Source organism: Blautia faecis (genome assembly GCF_020554845.1).
In the GTDB taxonomy this organism is placed as follows: Bacteria; Bacillota; Clostridia; order Lachnospirales; family Lachnospiraceae; genus Blautia_A; species Blautia_A faecis.
In genome coordinates, this window is the sequence record NZ_JAJCIA010000002.1 from 1 (window position 1) to 17,857 (window position 17,857).

General features: G+C 45.9%; 16 protein-coding genes, 3 tRNA genes, 1 rRNA gene and 3 pseudogenes. 11 read left to right on the top strand and 12 right to left on the bottom strand.

What is annotated here, in order from left to right:
* The 5 genes from LIZ66_RS01160 to LIZ66_RS01180 all read left to right on the top strand — a co-directional run.
* Positions 1-756: ribosomal RNA gene (locus tag LIZ66_RS01160) — 23S ribosomal RNA — on the top strand; the annotation flags it as partial.
* An 87-nt stretch (positions 757-843) separates the two neighbouring features.
* Positions 844-916 (top strand) — tRNA-Asn (locus tag LIZ66_RS01165).
* Between the two features lie 31 nt (positions 917-947).
* Positions 948-1,019: transfer RNA gene (locus tag LIZ66_RS01170), tRNA-Glu, on the top strand.
* 28 nt (positions 1,020-1,047) lie between these two features.
* A tRNA-Cys gene (locus LIZ66_RS01175) sits at positions 1,048-1,118 on the top strand.
* A gap of 164 nt (positions 1,119-1,282) precedes the next feature.
* The gene (locus LIZ66_RS01180) at positions 1,283-2,623 is read left to right on the top strand and encodes an MATE family efflux transporter (RefSeq protein ID WP_227201141.1); all 1,341 of its coding nucleotides are present in this window, start codon (positions 1,283-1,285) and stop codon (positions 2,621-2,623) included.
* Between the two features lie 70 nt (positions 2,624-2,693).
* Here LIZ66_RS01180 and LIZ66_RS01185 read toward each other — a convergent pair whose 3' ends face one another.
* The 10 genes from LIZ66_RS01185 to LIZ66_RS01225 all read right to left on the bottom strand — a co-directional run bounded on the left by LIZ66_RS01185 (position 2,694) and on the right by LIZ66_RS01225 (position 12,996).
* On the bottom strand, positions 2,694-3,494 hold the full coding sequence (locus LIZ66_RS01185) for a hypothetical protein (protein ID WP_173717580.1): 801 nt from the start codon (positions 3,492-3,494) through the stop codon (positions 2,694-2,696).
* Between the two features lie 257 nt (positions 3,495-3,751).
* Positions 3,752-5,401, bottom strand: a complete 1,650-nt coding sequence (locus LIZ66_RS01190) for an ABC transporter substrate-binding protein (RefSeq protein WP_227201142.1) — start codon at positions 5,399-5,401, stop codon at positions 3,752-3,754.
* Positions 5,398-6,276, bottom strand: coding sequence for a carbohydrate ABC transporter permease (locus LIZ66_RS01195; protein WP_118583645.1), 879 nt, complete (start codon positions 6,274-6,276; stop codon positions 5,398-5,400). The genes LIZ66_RS01190 and LIZ66_RS01195 overlap by 4 nt, the downstream gene beginning before the upstream one ends.
* Before the next feature lie 161 nt (positions 6,277-6,437).
* On the bottom strand, positions 6,438-6,575 hold the full coding sequence (locus LIZ66_RS19695) for a DUF6783 domain-containing protein (RefSeq protein ID WP_368357454.1): 138 nt from the start codon (positions 6,573-6,575) through the stop codon (positions 6,438-6,440).
* Positions 6,559-7,452, bottom strand: coding sequence for a carbohydrate ABC transporter permease (locus LIZ66_RS01200; RefSeq protein WP_173735907.1), 894 nt, complete (start codon positions 7,450-7,452; stop codon positions 6,559-6,561). The genes LIZ66_RS19695 and LIZ66_RS01200 overlap by 17 nt, the downstream gene beginning before the upstream one ends.
* A 12-nt stretch (positions 7,453-7,464) precedes the next feature.
* Entirely contained in the window at positions 7,465-8,559 is a 1,095-nt protein-coding gene (locus LIZ66_RS01205; RefSeq protein WP_226838161.1) for an ABC transporter ATP-binding protein, read from the bottom strand.
* Positions 8,560-8,930: 371 nt separating this feature from the next.
* Positions 8,931-10,187 (bottom strand): DHHW family protein, encoded by a 1,257-nt coding sequence (locus LIZ66_RS01210; RefSeq protein WP_148463142.1) that lies wholly within the window; start codon positions 10,185-10,187, stop codon positions 8,931-8,933.
* 49 nt (positions 10,188-10,236) lie between these two features.
* Positions 10,237-11,625, bottom strand: a complete 1,389-nt coding sequence (locus LIZ66_RS01215; protein ID WP_227201143.1) for an MBOAT family O-acyltransferase — start codon at positions 11,623-11,625, stop codon at positions 10,237-10,239.
* 13 nt (positions 11,626-11,638) lie between these two features.
* Entirely contained in the window at positions 11,639-12,217 is a 579-nt protein-coding gene (locus LIZ66_RS01220; RefSeq protein WP_227201144.1) for a DUF4358 domain-containing protein, read from the bottom strand.
* On the bottom strand, positions 12,214-12,996 hold the full coding sequence (locus LIZ66_RS01225; RefSeq protein WP_227201145.1) for a GDSL-type esterase/lipase family protein: 783 nt from the start codon (positions 12,994-12,996) through the stop codon (positions 12,214-12,216). Before LIZ66_RS01225 ends, LIZ66_RS01220 begins: the two co-directional genes overlap by 4 nt.
* A gap of 231 nt (positions 12,997-13,227) precedes the next feature.
* On the opposite strand from LIZ66_RS01225, the gene LIZ66_RS01230 reads away from it, so the two are divergent.
* From LIZ66_RS01230 to LIZ66_RS01240, 3 genes and pseudogenes are all read left to right on the top strand, one after another.
* Complete coding sequence (locus LIZ66_RS01230) at positions 13,228-14,070, top strand: HdeD family acid-resistance protein (RefSeq protein ID WP_227201146.1); 843 nt, start codon at positions 13,228-13,230, stop codon at positions 14,068-14,070.
* Positions 14,058-14,852: an arginase family protein gene (locus tag LIZ66_RS01235; RefSeq protein WP_227201147.1), complete on the top strand. Its 795-nt coding sequence runs from the start codon at positions 14,058-14,060 to the stop codon at positions 14,850-14,852. Before LIZ66_RS01230 ends, LIZ66_RS01235 begins: the two co-directional genes overlap by 13 nt.
* Before the next feature lie 16 nt (positions 14,853-14,868).
* Positions 14,869-15,588, top strand: a pseudogene (locus tag LIZ66_RS01240) (prolipoprotein diacylglyceryl transferase); the annotation flags it as partial.
* Here LIZ66_RS01240 and LIZ66_RS19700 read toward each other — a convergent pair.
* A pseudogene (locus LIZ66_RS19700) lies at positions 15,474-15,710 on the bottom strand (DUF6783 domain-containing protein); the annotation flags it as partial. The pseudogenes LIZ66_RS01240 and LIZ66_RS19700 overlap by 115 nt on opposite strands.
* Between LIZ66_RS19700 and LIZ66_RS18880 the strand changes: the two are divergent.
* Both LIZ66_RS18880 and LIZ66_RS01245 read left to right on the top strand, forming a co-directional pair.
* Positions 15,648-15,794 (top strand): DUF6783 domain-containing protein, encoded by a 147-nt coding sequence (locus tag LIZ66_RS18880; RefSeq protein ID WP_313717922.1) that lies wholly within the window; start codon positions 15,648-15,650, stop codon positions 15,792-15,794. The pseudogene LIZ66_RS19700 and the gene LIZ66_RS18880 overlap by 63 nt on opposite strands.
* Before the next feature lie 44 nt (positions 15,795-15,838).
* Positions 15,839-17,551 (top strand): S8 family peptidase, encoded by a 1,713-nt coding sequence (locus LIZ66_RS01245; protein WP_118583664.1) that lies wholly within the window; start codon positions 15,839-15,841, stop codon positions 17,549-17,551.
* Here LIZ66_RS01245 and LIZ66_RS18885 read toward each other — a convergent pair.
* Positions 17,527-17,745, bottom strand: a pseudogene (locus LIZ66_RS18885) (DUF6783 domain-containing protein); the annotation flags it as partial. The gene LIZ66_RS01245 and the pseudogene LIZ66_RS18885 sit on opposite strands and share 25 nt — an antisense overlap.
* Here LIZ66_RS18885 and LIZ66_RS18890 point away from each other — a divergent pair.
* Positions 17,662-17,841, top strand: a complete 180-nt coding sequence (locus tag LIZ66_RS18890) for a DUF6783 domain-containing protein (RefSeq protein ID WP_334301196.1) — start codon at positions 17,662-17,664, stop codon at positions 17,839-17,841. The pseudogene LIZ66_RS18885 and the gene LIZ66_RS18890 overlap by 84 nt on opposite strands.
* Positions 17,842-17,857: the final 16 nt, after the last annotated feature.

The window sequence follows — 17,857 nt, forward strand, 5'->3', positions numbered from 1 at the left end:
ACGCCAGTTGCTGCGGAGCCGCTGTTGGGATACCACCCTTGCAGTACTGGGCTTCTAACCAGCCGCCGTGAACCGGCGGTGGGACAATGCCAGACGGGGAGTTTGACTGGGGCGGTCGCCTCCGAAAGGGTATCGGAGGCGCCCAAAGGTTCCCTCAGAATGGACGGAAACCATTCGAAGAGTGCAAAGGCAGAAGGGAGCTTGACTGCGACACCGACGGGTGGAGCAGGTACGAAAGTAGGGCTTAGTGATCCGGTGGTATTAAGTGGGAATGCCATCGCTCAACGGATAAAAGCTACCCTGGGGATAACAGGCTTATCACTCCCAAGAGTTCACATCGACGGAGTGGTTTGGCACCTCGATGTCGGCTCATCGCATCCTGGGGCTGTAGTAGGTCCCAAGGGTTGGGCTGTTCGCCCATTAAAGCGGTACGCGAGCTGGGTTCAGAACGTCGTGAGACAGTTCGGTCCCTATCCGGCGTGGGCGTAGGATATCTGAGAGGAGCTGTCCTTAGTACGAGAGGACCGGGATGGACGGACCGCTGGTGTACCGGTTAGACTGCCAAGTCTACGGCCGGGTAGCCAAGTCCGGAAGGGATAAACGCTGAAGGCATCTAAGCGTGAAGCCCCCCTCAAGATGAGATGTCCCATTCGAAAGAAGTAAACCCCCTTGAAGACGACGAGGTAGATAGGGCAGGGGTGGAAGTGTGGTAACACACGGAGCTGACTGTTACTAATAGGGTGAGGGCTTGACCAACAATCGCAAGGTTTTGAAAAAGATTCTTGACAAATATTCCACAAGGATGTAACATGTATGTAGTTTTGAAGGTGCAAACCTTTATATTCCTCCTTAGCTCAGTCGGTAGAGCATTCGGCTGTTAACCGAAGTGTCGTTGGTTCGAGTCCAACAGGGGGAGTTTAATCGGAGCATGAAGCCCGATTTGATAAGGCTCCATGGTCAAGCGGTTAAGACACCGCCCTTTCACGGCGGTAACAGGGGTTCAAATCCCCTTGGAGTCATTCGCTTCGGCGAAGAACTAAATAATATGGTGCCATAGCCAAGTGGTAAGGCAAAGGTCTGCAACACCTCTATCCCCAGTTCAAATCTGGGTGGCACCTCTTAAAGCTCTTGATTTATTCAAGAGCTTTATTTGCGCACAAAATTCCGGTGCAAAATAGGTTTGGCTTGATCTGAAGGGGTGCGAGCTGCATTGAAAGTTCTGAACAGTTTCGAGGTGCAGTGCCGGAAGAAATTTTGGATTTGACGAAGGAGAAGAATTGAAATGAAAGAGGACAGACAGGACCTGACCACAGGCTCTATCTGGGGGAAAATGCTGCTTTTTAGTATCCCTCTGGTGCTGACCAACTTTTTGCAGGTGTTGTTTAATATGGCTGATATCGCGGTTATTGGTCAGTTTGCGGGCTCTTTATCATTGGGGGCAGTGGGATCCACTACTACGCTTGTAACTCTTTTTACGGGCTTTCTGATCGGTATGGGCGGCGGTACCAATGTTCTGGTGGCAAGATTTTTCGGAGCGAAGGATAAAGAAAGTACGATCAAGACGATACATACGGCTCTTTTGGTAAGTATGGCTGCGGGGATGATCGTACTGATCTTTGGACTGCTCTTTTCAAAGGGAATTCTGGAGCTGTTGAATACCAAGGAAGAACTTCTGGATGGTGCAGTACTGTATATAAGGATCTATTTTCTGGGAATGCCGGCAATGGCTCTTTATAATTTTGGTAATGCGGTGTGCAGTGCTTTTGGAGATACGAAGAAGCCTTTGTATTATCTGGGTGTAGCTGGTATTGTAAATATAGTATTGAATCTGTTTTTTGTAATTGTCTGTAAAATGGATGTGGCAGGTGTTGCAGCTGCAAGTATTATTTCCCAGTATTTATCTGCGTTTCTAATCCTCCGGGCTCTGGTAAAAGTGGGCGGGGATTATGCACTTCGTCTTTCCAAACTGAGGTTTGACAAGAGAATGGCAGGATACCTCATCCAGATCGGTCTTCCGGCAGGATTGCAAAACGGTATTTTTCAGGTGGCAAATCTGTTTATCCAGGCAGGCGTCAATACCTTTGATGCTACGATGGTGGCAGGTAATTCCGCTGCGGCAAATGCGGATGCTCTTTTGTATGACTCCATGGCTGCTTTTTATACAGCCTGCGGAAGCTTTATGGGGCAGAATTACGGTGCAGGGAAAAGAAAAAGAGTGCGAAACAGTTATCTGGTCAGCCTGGCTTATTCCTTTGGAATTGGAACCATAGGTGGTATTGCACTGGTTATATTCGGCAGACAGTTCCTGGGACTTTTTACCAATGATCCTGCGGTTGTGGATGCCGGAATGAAACGACTTACGATTATGGGTTTCAGTTATGGATTTTCTGCATTTATGGACAGTGCCATTGCAGCTTCCCGTGCTCTTGGAAAGAGTGTTATTCCTACGGTTATTGTAATTATAGGATCCTGTATTTTCCGAATGGTATGGGTAAATACGGTGTTTGCCCACTTTAAGACGATTCCGTCTTTATATCTGCTGTACATTTTCTCATGGGGAATTACGGCAGTGGTGGAAATTATATATTGGGTACATGTATACAGGAACACAAAAATCGGATAAAAAATCCCGGGCATACGTGCTTCATAAAGGAAGCTGTGCCCGGGTGTTTTTTGTCTGGAATTATGTGAAATTATTCAGCTGCTGTAACAGATGTAATGTGCGGGTTTACGCCCTCATACCAGTACAGGAAGCCTTCCATATCGATCTTATCGCCAATGTTCAGAGCTTCTACGGCTTTGTAAACATCGCTGTCTTTGTCACAGAGATAAGACTCTACTGTGAAAGTATAGGTTTCGCCGTTAAGGGAAACGTTGAAGTAAAGGTCATCTCCCTCAGAACCGGATCCATCGTAATTGTAAAGGTAAGCTACATCGTTTCCGTCAGCATCCTGTCCGGCAGCTTCTACGGTCATTCCCTTGAAAGATACCAGCTCGTTCTGATGATCGATCAGCTCGTCCTTACCAAGAAGATCTGTTACATCAAGCGGCTCTGCGATGTATTCGCCATCCTCAATCTCGAAAGAGGAAACATCTGCAACCTCAATCTCGCCAGACCATTCTGCCTTATATCCGGTTACTTTGATCTTGGTTCCCGGAACCAGCTTCTCATAGTCTTCTTCGGAGCATGGCATATTATAAATGAAGTATGCACCATCTTTGTCCTGGGTATAGAAGGTAGCTTTATCTTCCCACCAGGACTGCTTTGCCTGTACATAGGTCTCGATGGTAACTTCGTCATCAACAGCTGCTGCAAGGTATTCGTCATGGGTCATAACACCTTCGGATTTCACATCTGCATCTTCTGCAGTGCTGTCAGCTGCTTCTGTGTCATCAGCAGTTTCCTCTGCAGCAGTGGTATCCTCAGCCATAACAGCTGCCGGGAATGCAAATGTAAGAGAGAGCGCCATCAGTAATACAAGTCTTTTTTTCATAGTATCTCCTTTCTGGGTACGTAAATTCAGATGTCTGACAAGGTGAGTGTAAAGTCATCTGTCAAAAACGATTGTACACAATCACTTTTATTATAAACAAAATTATGGGGAAATCAAGCTTAAATATTACGCTTTTTTCGTTACTGTTCACTGGTAACGTTCCGCGAGGCGTTTTTTGTGAACAAAGTTCACAGAAAACCCGAGAATTGCGGCGCGAAATCATGCGAATGCATGATTTCTGTGCATCGCGAAGCGCGTTACTGTGAACGAAGTGAACAGTAACCTTTTTTCTTCTTTAATCGTTCAAGTAAAAGATAAAGAAGAATCAGACCCCAGACTACTGCCAGACTTCCAAGAAGAATTCTGGATTCTGCGGGAAGAGGTCCAAGCTCTTTTTTCCCGGAGGACTGCTCAGAAGAAATCTGATCCAGGTGATACAGGGAGGTAACATCGCTGTAAAGTTTATCAATATAGGCATCATCAATCTCCTGTTTTCTTCGGACAGATTTGGTCACGCTTTCAATCAGCTGTCCTGCAGCATCACGTAAAGAAGCGGAGCCGTTAAATACAGGGGTAACAAAAGTGTGCTCTACATTGTCAAGGAGCAGCCTGGAAGCTTTTATTTTTACATCGTAGTAAGTGGAATTGTCTTCCCCTTCCCTGGAAAGATAATCCTGATACTGGTCGGATTCCTGGGCTTTGCTGGTAACCGGCACATAACCTTCCGTTTCAGAATAAGCGGTCTGTACGTCATTTGTGAGCAGATACTGTGTAAAGAGCCAGGAGGCCAGCACTTCCTGAGGGTCTTTCTTATTGAAGATACATACAGAAGGTCCCTGTGAAATCATCTGCGGATTATCCGGGTCAAACTGTGGAATGGTCATAACCTCTGTTTCAAAATCCACCAGAGCATCAGAACTGATGTCCACAAGAGGGGCGTTTGTACCCATCCAGGTGGAGCCTGCTGTGGAATCTATGGCAAAGATACACTGCCCTGCATTCAGGAAGTTAGCCGGATAACTGGAAATTTTAAAAGTGGAAAAAGCACCGGTTTTTACATGCTCCGCGATGGTATCCAGCAGACTTGCCGTGGTGTTGTTAAAAAGCTGGATCTCTCCGCTGTCAGTGGAATATCCTGCATTTTTCTGCTTTAGCATTTCAATCATCATATTGTCTGTGGATTTGTCTATAAATGGAATCAGCACATTCTGATCGTTGACCTTGTAGGTTCCATCTGCATTTTGCGCCATGGCGGCTTCACTTACTTCCCACACAAAATCCCATGTGAGGGTTTCTGGAAGGGTGTATCCAAGCTTTTCCACATAGGTTTTATTTACATAGCAGGCTTCTGTGGAGCGCATGAAAGGCAGTGCATAATAGTGACCGGAAAAAGAACACTCCTGTAAAAAACGGGGAATGATCTCATCTTTTTTCACTGAGGCGAATTCAAGCTTATCACCGCCAAGTCCGTAGCTGGAATCTGCCATCAGATCGTCCAGAGGGACAACGGTATCGTTTCCTGTAAGGTAGGTGGCAATATGGTCCGGGTAGGTGATACATACGTTCGGAGTGGTGCCTGTGGCGATGTTGGTGATTACATCGTTGTAGATTTTGCCGTAGTCCGTGTAAAGCCGAAGATCTACGGTGATATTGGGGTACAGGGCTTCAAAATCGGATATTGCCTTTTTATAGATTTCGGTCTGGGTTTTGTTTGTGTCGTTTTTGGCCCAGAAAGTGATCTCGTAATCTCTGGAGGTGTCAAATTCCCCGGGAATGGTAAAGGCACTTTGGTCCTTCGCGCCATGACAGCCTGTAAGCAGAGTCACAGAAGAAAGGGCAGCCAGGGAAAAAAGCAGGAAGGGCTTTTTGTGGAACGCTCCAGGATGTTTTTGTCTGAATAGTCTCATCCTTTTGTACCTCCTCTTGAAACTCCTGACATAATCTTGTTTCTGAAAAGCAGGAACAAAATGATCAGGGGCAGGGAAATCACAACTACCGCCGCCATCATAGCAGGGACATTTTCACGACCGAAACCGTTTTCGCGAATCTCCTGGATTCCGTTGGAAACCAGATAGTAGTTCTGGTCATCGGTGATCAGTCTTGGCCAAATGTAGGAATTCCAGCATTCGATCACCTTCAGGATAGCAATGGTGACCATGGTAGGCTTACAGATGGGAATCATCACCTTGCAAAGGTATTTCAGATCTGAGGTTCCGTCCACTTTGGCTGCACGGTAAAGCTCATCCGGTACCTGTTCGAAATTCTCTTTCAGAAGATAAATATAAAATACAGAGGTGACAGATGGCAGGATCAGCCCAAGGAAGGTGTTCCGCATATCCAGGTTGGTGATGGTCACAAAATTGGTAATGATCACAAGTTCGTTTGGAATCATCATCAGGGAAAGGAATAAAGTGAAAGCCAGATTTTTCCCTCTGAATTCAAGCCTTGCGAAAGCAAAGGCGGACAGTGTGATCACAACCATCATAATAGCAGTGGTGGCAACTGTGAAAATCAGTGTGTTCAGCAGATATTTTCCCAGGGGCACTGCTGTAAAGGCATCTGCATAATTCTGCAGGGTGGGCGTCAGTGTAAAGAAGGTGGGAATGTGCTCTGCGTTGTAGGAACTGTAGCTTTTTACAGAGGTAAGAAGCATCCAGTAAAAAGGAAACAGTACGACCAGAGCCCAGATGGTAAGCAGCAGGTAGACAAGGATGTTTCCCAGGGAATGCCGTCTGGCGGCAGTATGCTCCGATTTTGTAAACTGAGTGGTATCTTTTTCCATGTTTTCTCCTTTATGAAGACTAGTACATCGTTTTCGAAATAACTATACCACTCACTTGTCTGTGAATCCGATTGCACAGGCATAAAAGTCTCGGCGTAGCCCGCTACGCCTGCGTTTTTATGCCTACACACTCGAATCCACATCCTACGCGATTGGTGTAGTTATTTACGAAACGATGTACTAGAGCGTGTTTGAAAAAGGCTTTCTGTAAAATGTACGTCACAATTTGTGAGAGATTTTGCCCGAAAATACCTTTCAGATAAAGAGGGTGAACCTTCACCGTTACGAGTAGTATACATGTTTTTTGCTTACAAGCAGGTTTATGCAGGTGATTGTCAAAACAATAACAAACAGCAGGATCGCTGCTGCTGAGGCATAGGACGGGTAGCCGCCGCCATTTCCGTAAAGCATGTCGTAAACATAGCCTACGATGGTGTTCATGCCAGCTGCGTTTAAGTCTGTGCCAAAAAGGGCAACTGAATCGCTGTAAGCCTTGAATGCACCGATAAAACCAGTGATGATCAGATAGAAAACAGTGGGAGAGATCATCGGTAGGGTGATCCGGATAAAAATACGGAATCTGGAGGTACCGTCTACCCGGGCTGCATTGTAATAATTCTGGTTTACAGAAGCCAGGGCACTGGTAAGGATCAGTACCTTAAAAGGCATAACGATCCAGATGGTATAAATACATAATACCAGCATCTTCGCCCAGTATGGTCCGTCAATAAAATCTACAGGTCCCTGTCCAAACAGCTTCAGCACCAGGTTTATCAGTCCGTCGGAATAAGCGGTTTTTTTGAAAAGAATCATGAATACCAGTCCAACGGCCAGTGTGTTGGTTACATATGGCAGAAAGTAAATGGTCTGGAAAAGTTTTTTCAGAGCCTTCACAGAACTTAAGGCAACGGAAATCAGAAGTGCCAGCAAAGTGGAAAGGGGCACTGTGATCACAACCAGGATAAAGGTATTCCGGATCGCCTGGAGAAAATATGGGTCATGAAGGACGTAGGAATAGTTGTACATACCTGTCCCATAGTAAGTCTGGGAAGCGGAATTATAGCCCTCTTCAAAGGAATAGATAAAAACATCGATAAGAGGGTAGACCATGAAAATACCCAGAAAAAGCATAGCCGGCAGAAGGTACAGCCAGCCTTTGAAGTTTCGTTTGTTCATAGGAGCCTCCCTTTAAAGGTCGATCCGTTCACCAGTATCATGCCGGAACAGGAAGATCTTGTTTGGCTTGATGGAAAAACGGACGGTTTTTGCATCAAGCCGGATCTGGGTGTCAGAGCTGATGATGGAGCGGATCACAGGATTTACGGAGGATGCATGGGTGGAGACAACAGAGATGTCACGTCCCATTACTTCCATGCCTCCAAGCTGGCAGCAGAGCGCTCCCTTCTCATCGGGGATAAATCCCTCCGGACGGATTCCCACAGAAACCGGCTGGTCGGAGATCCCAGGTGTGAGAAGAACCGCATTTTCACCGATGTAAAGGCTTCCGCCACGGATCTGCCCCTCAAATACATTGATGGGAGGGGTACCAAGGAATTTGGCAACAAACAGATTTACAGGGCTGTCGTAAACGTTCTGGGGCTTCCCGATCTGTTGTACCACACCATCCTTCATGACTACGATCATGTCGGAAATGCTCATGGCCTCCTCCTGGTCATGGGTGACAAAGACAGTTGTGATCTTTGTAGCCCGCTGGATCTTGCGGATCTCTTCCCGGGTCTGGAGGCGGAGTCTGGCATCCAGGTTGGAGAGCGGTTCGTCGAGAAGCAGTACGCGTGGCATTTTTACAAGTGCACGGGCAATGGCTACGCGCTGCTGCTGACCGCCGGAGAGCTCGGAAGGACGTCGGTCCATAAGCTCTGTAATCTGCACCAGACGGGCTGCATTCTGAGCCCGCTCATCCATCTGGGATCTGGAAAGCTTGTCCTTTCCTTTCAGATTCTGAAGAGGAAAGAGGATGTTCTGCTTCACTGTGAGGTGGGGGTAAAGTGCATAATTCTGAAATACCATACCAACGCCGCGCCGCTCTGGGGGAAATGAAGTCACATCATCATCGCCGAAAAGAATTCTGCCGCTGGTTGGTTTCTCCAGGCCGCAGATCATATTCAGGGTAGTACTTTTCCCGCAGCCGGAGGGGCCGAGAAGTCCGATCAGCTGACCGTCAGGAACTTCGAAATTGAAATCGCTTACAGCTGTGACCGGCTCCTGAGCCTTTCTTCCACGGGGCGGAAACTGCTTTGTGAGATGCTCTAATACTATTTTCATAATTTCGCTCCTAAATGTTTAATAAAGGTAACTGTCCAGTACCTTCACAGTTACCCGCTTCGCACTGCAGCGGAAAGCCTTTTTCAAACATGCGCTGGATGTCGCTGGAGGCGACCAGCCGCAGGCGGAGAATCCTGCTTGCAGGATTCTGTTTTATTGGGATTTCTGCGAACTGCGTTCCAAAAAACACTTTGCAGAAAATAGCTGCTTAATAAAGTAATTATAGCGAATTTGCATGAGTTGTACAATGAAATTTGGAAAAAAAATCCTCCTGCCTGTCTGGCAGAAGGAAATAAGACTAAAGTATGTCTGAAAAATCATTCCCACAAATTGTGACGCATATCTTGCAGAAAGCCTTTTTCAGATACGCTTTAAGCTTCTGGATTGTCAGCAGAAGCGTTGTCAGAAGAAGCAGAAGCAGTATCTGTGTTATCCGTTTCAATGCTGTCAGGTGTGGAATCTGTACTGCTCTGAGGCATAAGTGCAAGCTCCAGGGAAGTATCTGAATAGAATGTATTTGCATTATACAGATAAAGTACTTCCTGAATTTCCTCTACCTGCATCAGTTCTTCCAGATCGTCATAGAAATAACGAGGGTCTACCATAACGATCTTGCGGTAGTAAGGCGCCAGGAAAGGGATCAGGCTGTTTGCGTAGGAGTCTTTGATCACAAGTAAGGTACGGTTTTCCTCTGTAGGAGTGGTGATCACAACCTTGCCATGGTTTCCATTAAAGAACATGGCGTATTTGTCTCTGGTTTCCAGCTTGCTGGTATCGTAAAAGCTGGCTGTTTTTTTCTGTTCGTCTACATAATTTACAACAGAGGAAGGAACCGAGTCATCTCTTGGAAGAAAGACATCCATTTCTTCTTTCTCAGAAGCACGGAAACCGCTTTTGGCAGAAAGGGTTCCCTGGAAGCTCATGGAAACCGGGAGCTTGTCGTAGGAGATGGAAGAAGAATCGATTCCAAGTACCTTTGCAAGCTGCATATAAGCAAAGTAAGCTCCCTGAGTAGTCCAGTGATGGTCTGTGTGGTAATAAATTCCATCATCCTTGTGCTGGGAAAGGGTGTCACGCACATCCACGAAAGTGACACCTGCCTTTTCAAGAGCAGCGGCAGTTGCGTCCAGATAAGGATTCTGGTCAGTGGCAGCAGCCAGGGCAGGGAGCTTATCTGAAAGGATATTCACGGCATTTGGCGCGATCAGCGCATACTGGGGAAGATCAGAATGCCTTGCTGCAAAATCTGTCATAGCGTTTACAGTACGGTTCAGACGCTCCTGGGAGGGCGCTGTAAAATCCTCCATCAGGTAACCGTTTTTGCCAAGAAAAACACCGTTTTCTTCCGTATTTCCAAGGATACGCTGGGCTGTGGCGCGCAGTGTGATCCACCAGTCACGAAGGAAAAACTGGTCATTTACATAGGTTTCATAACCATCCGCAAATTTGCCGGATGTGAGCTGTGAAACGCTGATAGCCGGACGGGAGGCCAGCACACGGTTTTCCTTCTGGGAAAAGCCCCGGTCCGGAACTAAAAAATTGATTATCAGTACTGCCAGGATGAAGATTCCGAAAAGGCATCCGGTCAGGTGACAAAAATAGCGGTATCCGTTTGGTTTCTTTTTCATGGGTCCTCCAATTAATATGGTACCAGTTCAGGGCTTTTTCAAATTTACTCTAGAACTGCTGATACATAAATGGTGTGTAGGAACTGTAGATCATATACGCAATACAGAGGAAAAACAGGATTGCGTTTATCACTGCGGCAAGGTAAGTATTGCGTCTTGCAAGGCGCTTGAAATACTGATAAAGCCCCGGACGGCAGCTGATCACGGAAATGATCATCAGGATCAGTCCGGATTTCAGTGCATACAGGGAGGCACGGTCTGCGAAGCAGGAAGCTCCAAATCCAAACATGGATCCCAGCATTTTTCCTATGGCTGCAGGTGTGGTCTGGCTGAAAAATACCCAGCCGATGATTACGGCAAACATGGTATATAAATTGCGAAGCCAGACAGGTGCTTTCTCAAGAAAACGTCCAAGAAGGAATTTCTCTGCCAGAAGAAGGAGACCGTAGTAAACGCCCCAGAACACAAAGTTCCAGCTGGCGCCATGCCAGAGACCGGTGAGTGCCCATACCACAAGGATGTTGCGGATGTGCCGGCCTGTGGAAACACGGTTGCCTCCCAGTGGGATGTAGATGTAATCGCGGAACCAGCTTCCAAGAGAAATATGCCAGCGGCGCCAGAATTCAGAGACGCTGGTGGAAATGTAAGGATAATCAAAGTTCTTGTTGAAATTGAATCCCAGCATTTGTCCAAGACCGATGGCCATATCGGAATATCCGCTGAAATCGAAGTACAGCTCCAGTGTATATGCGCCAATGGCAAGCCAGGTTCCCACAAAGGAGGTGGTACCGGAAGCCTGAAGGGTGGTGTACAGAGCGGAAAGATTGTCTGCAAGGAGAACCTTCTTGGAAAGCCCCTTGATAAAGAGCTCTGCACCTGCACCCAGGCGCGTAGTGTTTATACTGCGGCGGCTGATGGATTCCGAAATGTCAGTGTAGCGGACAATGGGTCCGGCAGTCATGTGCGGAAACATGGTGCTGTATACGGCATATGGGAAAAATCCCTTGCAGGGTTCTGTTTTTCCCATATAGATATCCAGGATGTAGGACAGATTCTTAAAGGTATAGAAAGAAAGTCCGATGGGCAATGCAAGCTGCGGATAGGTAAGCTTCAGTCCTGTGACACCGCTGATGGTATCAAGAAGAAATCCCCAGTATTTGAAAAATCCCAGGATCAGAAGGTTGATCACTACTACGAAAATAAGGTTTCGCTTGCGGGACGGATCTTCATCGGTTATTTTCCCAAGCTCTTTGCCCATGTAATAATTGAAAAAGCTGGAAAACAGCATAAGAACCAGATAGGTAGGATCTCCCCATGCATAAAAGAAAAGGCTTCCTGCGAAAAGTACCGGATTACGAGCCCTGGCCGGCACGAAATAGTAGATCAGCAGAAATATGGGAAGAAAACAAAATATAAAAATTACACTGTTAAATACCATAACGTCAATTCTCCTATATCATGGATAATAAAGCCTGGCGAAGTTCCTGGGCGTTTTCACCGCAGAAATACCAGACATAGGCACCGCGCTTTTCTACAGAAGCTTCTCCGAGAAGTGCCATCTGATCAGTTCCATAGCCTTCGAAAATGTTCTTCTGACTTTCAAGATGAGCCTGAGCTGCTTCTAAATAGGCGCTTGCCTCAGAAGAAGAATTAGCCTTAACTACCAGAACTTCGTCTACAGACATGGGGGAGGCTGCTTTACGGAAAAAGTAGCTGTCTATGTCATTCTCATCAATCTGATAAAAACGGCGAAGACCGGAAACCCCTGGCTCACTAAGGTCCGTAACACCGGAAACCTGTTCAAGGGCAGCAGATATTTTGTCCATGGACACGTCTGCTGCGTAGTCGGACACATAGAGACGTCCCAGATAGACAACCAGGAAAATCACCATGACGGATTTTATGATAAGGGAACCGGTAAGCTTGAAATCAGAAAGGATGCTGGTTCCCTGCTTTTTATTTTTCTTCAGATTGCCACTCAGTTTGCCGGAAAAATCTGAGAGGATATTTCGTTTGGTATTCAGCTTCATACGAGACCTGCCCTTTCTGCCATATAAGTAAGCCATTTGGGGTAGTAATTGTAAACCATATGCTCACCATCCGGCTCATACATGCTTTCGTCTACAAGGAATGTATCGTCTATAAAAGTGCATCCCATTTCGTCACAAAAGTCCCTGAGTGCCTGATTAAAGCTGTCATAATAAGCAAGAGCAGGACTTTGGTCGATGGCGCTTTGCTGGATGGGAAGAATGCTGTTGATGTAAATGGCAGTATCCGGAAGAGCGTTCTGGATCTGTTTCACTTTCACACGGTAGGCGTCAATAAAAGCAGAGGAATCACCATTGTAAATTTCCAGGTCATTTGCTCCAAAGGACAGGAAAAATACGCTTGGATTCAGACTGATGGCGGTATTGATCTGGTCATCTGCATCGTCAATACGAAGTCCCAGCTTGGCAACTACAATACTGGTGTCAAGAAAACCATATTCTGCAATGGATTCTGTAATAGAGTCCCCTACAATAACAGTTCCCTGAAATGCCTGTTTAATTTGTACATCTGTGAGAATATCGCCAAGAACACCCTCCTCTGAGTCCGATCCGGTGGGCTTTTCTTTCTCGGAAAGTGCACGGATCTCATCCTCTATACTGGAGATATCGGCTGTTTCAAGCTTCTGAAGACGTTCAACTGTTTCCTGACATTGTTTGTCAGTATTGCCTGAACGAGAGCAAAAAAAAGCTACCCCTGCAGCCAGCACCACGACAGCTGGGATAACGGCAAGAATGGTTTTGTTGTTTTTAATATTTTTCAAAATTTAATTCTCCGATAAAAAATTAGATATAATGGAACTGTTCCCTGTTTGAACAGTTACGACATAATTCATTTTCCTTCGACATTCATTATAATACCACAGGGAAAAACTTCAAGTATAAAAATGGATTTTTTATATAGGAAATTATACTCTTTTTCCGGCTTTTTGTGGACGAATTTCACGAAATAGTTTATACTGTCCAAAAAGAACCGGAGGATAACAGGAGGTTAAATGATGGAAGAGAAGAAAAGCAAAATTTTAAGAGGACAGATTCCAACATCTGTATTTTATATTCTTTTTGGACTGTGTCTGGCATTGATGCCTGTAGAAACGGTGAACGTTCTGTGCAAGGTGGTATTTGGGCTGTTTTTGATCGGAGCCGGTGTTTATCACATTCTGATCTTTGTTCTGGAAAAGGATAATTCTACCATATTGGATCTTTTTTCCGGTGTGATCGTGTTGGTGATCGGTATCTTTTTGTTTATGAATCCAACTGTGGTTGTGAAACTGCTGACTCTTATGCTGGGAGCTTTTATTCTGGTGGACAGCATCTGGATGATGCGTGGCAGTATGAAACTGAAGAAGCGCGGGCAGGGCGTTTGGAAGGCATTTCTGGTTGAAAGTCTGATTTTTATAGGACTTGGAGTGCTGATCCTTGTAAATCCATTTTCTGAAATCAGGATGACCGTGCAGATTTCAGGATGTATTTTTGTGGCGAACGGAGTGCTGGATATTATTTTTTATCTGATTCTGAAACACGGGCTGAAAAAAGAGATTCAGGATGGATCAGCAGGTGATGGAAAGAATGAGGATAAAGTGACAGATGCTGATGTAGCTGTGAAAGAAGCTGAAACATTGGACTCAGGTTTTGAACCTGCGAAGAAGGTGGACACTGAGACAGTCGAAGCTGGTGCTGAAAATACAGGTGCTCAGGAAGAGCAGGCAGATCAGGCGGATCAGGAAGAACAGGCAAATCAGGAAGAACAGACTGATCAGGAAGAGCAAACCGATTTGGAAAAGCAGGCGGATCAGAAGCCGGAAGAAGAGGAAATTCTGGAGGAATGGAAGGATTGAAGCGGAACATTGTGATCATGGATTTTTCTGGAATTTACCAGGAAGAGCAGTTCTATGAGGGAGAACAGGTTTCCTGGATAGACCTGAGTGATATTTCAGGAACCAACTGCTACTGCGATGGAGATGCCCAGGCGCAGATTTTGGAACGAATGGAAAAATATCCGGTTTCCGGAATTTATTTTATTGATTCCGGAAATTATCATTATATGAGCAGAATCGGGATCGGGCGGGTGAAAGAGCCCTTCAACCTGCTGGTATTTGACAATCATACAGACATGCAGCTTCCTGCTTTCGGAGGGCTTTTGTCCTGCGGGGGCTGGATTGCAAGTGCACTGGAAGAGGTGGAAAAGCTTCAGGAGGTCTGGCTGATCGGGCCGGATGAGGAAGCGTATGGGCAGGTGGAAAAACCCTTTAAGGACAGAGTGCATTTTTTGTCCAGGGAGAGGCTGGCTGAGGCAAGGTCGCATATGGCTGAGAAAAAAGGTTCTGAGGAAGAATTGATCAGAAGCTTGGAAATTCCTGCAAATATACCGCTGTATGTCTCAATTGATAAGGATGTGCTCTGCCCGGAGGAAGCAGCCACTACCTGGAGCCAGGGGGATATGACTTTAGAAGAGATGCTGAAAGTACTTCTGGCATTGTGCTCTCATTTTGAAAAAGAGAATGGAAAAATCCTGCAGGTGGATATCTGCGGGGAATGTGATCCGGATAAGAGTATGGAAAGTCCTAAAAATGATCATGCAAACAAGGAACTTTTAAGGTTCTGGAAAAAATGGTTTTGAGTGGAGAGAATAATTTATGAAAAATGAACTTCTGCGGATTGGTCCATTTACGATCTATGGGTACGGACTGATGATCGCCATTGGAATTCTGTCAGCTTATTTTACCGGAGAATACAGGGCAAAAAAGCGGAAACTGCCATATGAACACGTTTTTTATCTGGTGGTATGGTGCGTAGTGGGAGGATTTCTGGGCGCCAAGATCCTGTATTGGATTACAGAATGGAAAAGTATCCTGGAAAATCCGGGGTTCCTGAGTGCTACTCTGACCGATGGCTTTGTGGTATTTGGTGGAATTGTTGGTGGAATTTTCACGGCGTATGTATATTGCAGGGTGAAAAAACTGGATTTTCTGAAGTTTTTTGATACGTTAATGCCTTCTGTAGCGCTTGCACAGGGATTTGGAAGAATTGGGTGCCTGCTGGCAGGATGCTGTTACGGAAAAGAAACGTCCGGTGCTTTTTCCATTACGTTTCATACGTCTGCTTTTGCACCAAATGGGGTGGCGCTGGTTCCTACGCAGATTTATTCCAGTATTCTTGACTTTCTTCATTATGGTTTGCTGCTCTTGATTTTGAGAAGCCAGAAAAAAGATGGAGAGACAGCGGCGGCGTATCTGATTTTTTATAGTGCAGGAAGATTTGTGCTGGAGTTTTTCCGCGGAGATCTGGCAAGAGGAAGTGTGGGAGTACTTTCTACGTCGCAGTTTATTTCGGTCTTTACATTTTTGGCAGGAATTGTGCTTCTGATACAGAGGAAACACGCTCTAGAGCGTGTTTGAAAAAGGCTTTCTGCAAGATGTGCGTCACAATTTGTGGGAGATTTTGCCCGGATGAGGGCGTCGTAGCGGGCTACGACAACCGAATTCGGGTGAAATATACCGCAAAGTGGGGCGTGCAGATTGCAGGAATGATTTTTCAAACAGGTTCTAAGTCATTGAAATGAAAAATAAAGCATACTCTTAAATGAAAAAGCTTTAAGGGGCAGTTATGGGAAATAAAGACGCGGGCAATTTGAGTATGCAGGAGTCAGTTTCACCGGCACAGAACGAGATGTATGCGGATTTTATTGTAAAATATATGGACGATTTTCAGGAAGACCTGGGCGATGTCCCAGGTTTTAGTTTTCAGAAAATAAACGGAATTTACGGGGTAGTTTATGCACCCTTGACAGAAATTGGAAGGTGGAATATCAATACGTATTCCTACAGTTCTATTCCAAAATGTTATACGCATATGGATCTTGGAGGCCTTAGTGCTTCCGGAATTACCCGGCTTCAGGAACAGCCCTACCTTCAGCTGAAAGGAAGCGGAACAGCTGTTGCGGTTGTGGATTCCGGAATTGACTATCGGAATCCGGTTTTTCAGAACGAAATGGGCAGCAGAATCCTTTGCATCTGGGACCAGACCTTAGAGGGAGATGGGAAAGAAGTGCCTTATGGTCGTGTCTTCTGGAAAAAGGATATTGATCAGGCACTGGCTTCCGGAAATCCTCTGGAAATTGTGCCCTCTGTGGATACGGATGGCCATGGAACCAGAATGGCTGCTATTGCGGCTGGAAATTATTTTCCTGAGGAGAATTTTTCTGGAGCCGCACCAGAAGCCATACTGATCATTGTGAAAGTGAAGCCTGCGAAAAAATATCTCCGGGAGTTCTATCTTTTCCCTGCAGAAGCGGAGCTTTTCCAGGAAAATGACATTATGATGGGAATGGATTTTGCAGTGCGAATTGCGAATGACAGAAGAATGCCTCTTTCTCTGTGCCTTGGAATTGGCAGCAGCCAGGGAGCACATATCGGGAAAAATCCACTGAGTCTTTATGTGGATTATATTTCCCAGTATTCGCTGATTTCAGTTTCTGTTGCAGCTGGAAATGAGGGAGCGGCAAGACATCATTACGCAGGCCGCCTTACAGAGAGAGAAAACCAGGCATTGGCGGAGCTTCGCGTTGGAAACAAGGAGCCAGGATTTACCATGGAATTCTGGGGCGAGCCGCCAGAAATTTATAATCTTTCTTTGCAGTCTCCTACAGGGGAAATTCTGGATATCAGCGCTTCACTGGGGGCGGTGACGCAGGAATTATCTTTTGTCTTTGTGGAAACAAGGGTGAAGGTAAATTATGTTTCTATTGAGAGGCAGACCGGATATACGCTGGTATATTTTCAATTTATCCAGCCGGTACCTGGAATCTGGCGTATTTTTGTTAGAGGAAGAGATGGGCAGAATGTAGGATTTCATATGTGGCTGCCGGTTCAGGGGCTGATTTCGGAGGAAACCTATTTTCTGGAACCATCGCCTTATAATACAGTGACGGCACCTGGAGATTCACTGGAGAGTATTACCGTGACTGCTTACCAGTATCGTGACAACAGCCTGTATGTCCAGGCAAGCAGAGGCTTTATGCCGGATGGAAATGTAGTTCCACAGGTAGCAGCCCCAGGTGTCCAGATCCGGATACCCCTGTTAAACGGTCTTTACGGAAATGCCTCCGGCACCAGCCTTTCTGCCGCTCAGACTGCCGGTGCGGCTGCACTTCTGTTCGAATGGGCGGTGATACGTGGGAATCAACCCTATTTTACCGGCTCGAGTGTGAAAAATTATATTACACGAGGGGCGGAGCGTGAAGAACGGATGCAGTATCCCAATCGGGACTGGGGATTTGGGAGAATGGATCTTTATCATACATTTGAGTTATTGGCGTGATAAAAAATTTGATAAAACTTGACACAAAATATTGATTCTTTGTATAATAAACCCATAAAATACGGAGAAATATATACGAAGAATGTTTTATCAGAGTGATTAGAGCGTGTTTGAAAAATCATTCCCGCAATCTGCACGCCCCACTTTGCGGTATATTTCACCCGAATTCGGTTGCCGTAGCCCGCTACGGCGCCCTCATCCGAGCGAAATCTCCCACAAATTGTGACGCACATCTTGCAGAAAGCCTTTTTCAAACACGCTCTAGGACGGACATAAGAGAAAAGCTGTGAAAATAATCTGATTTAA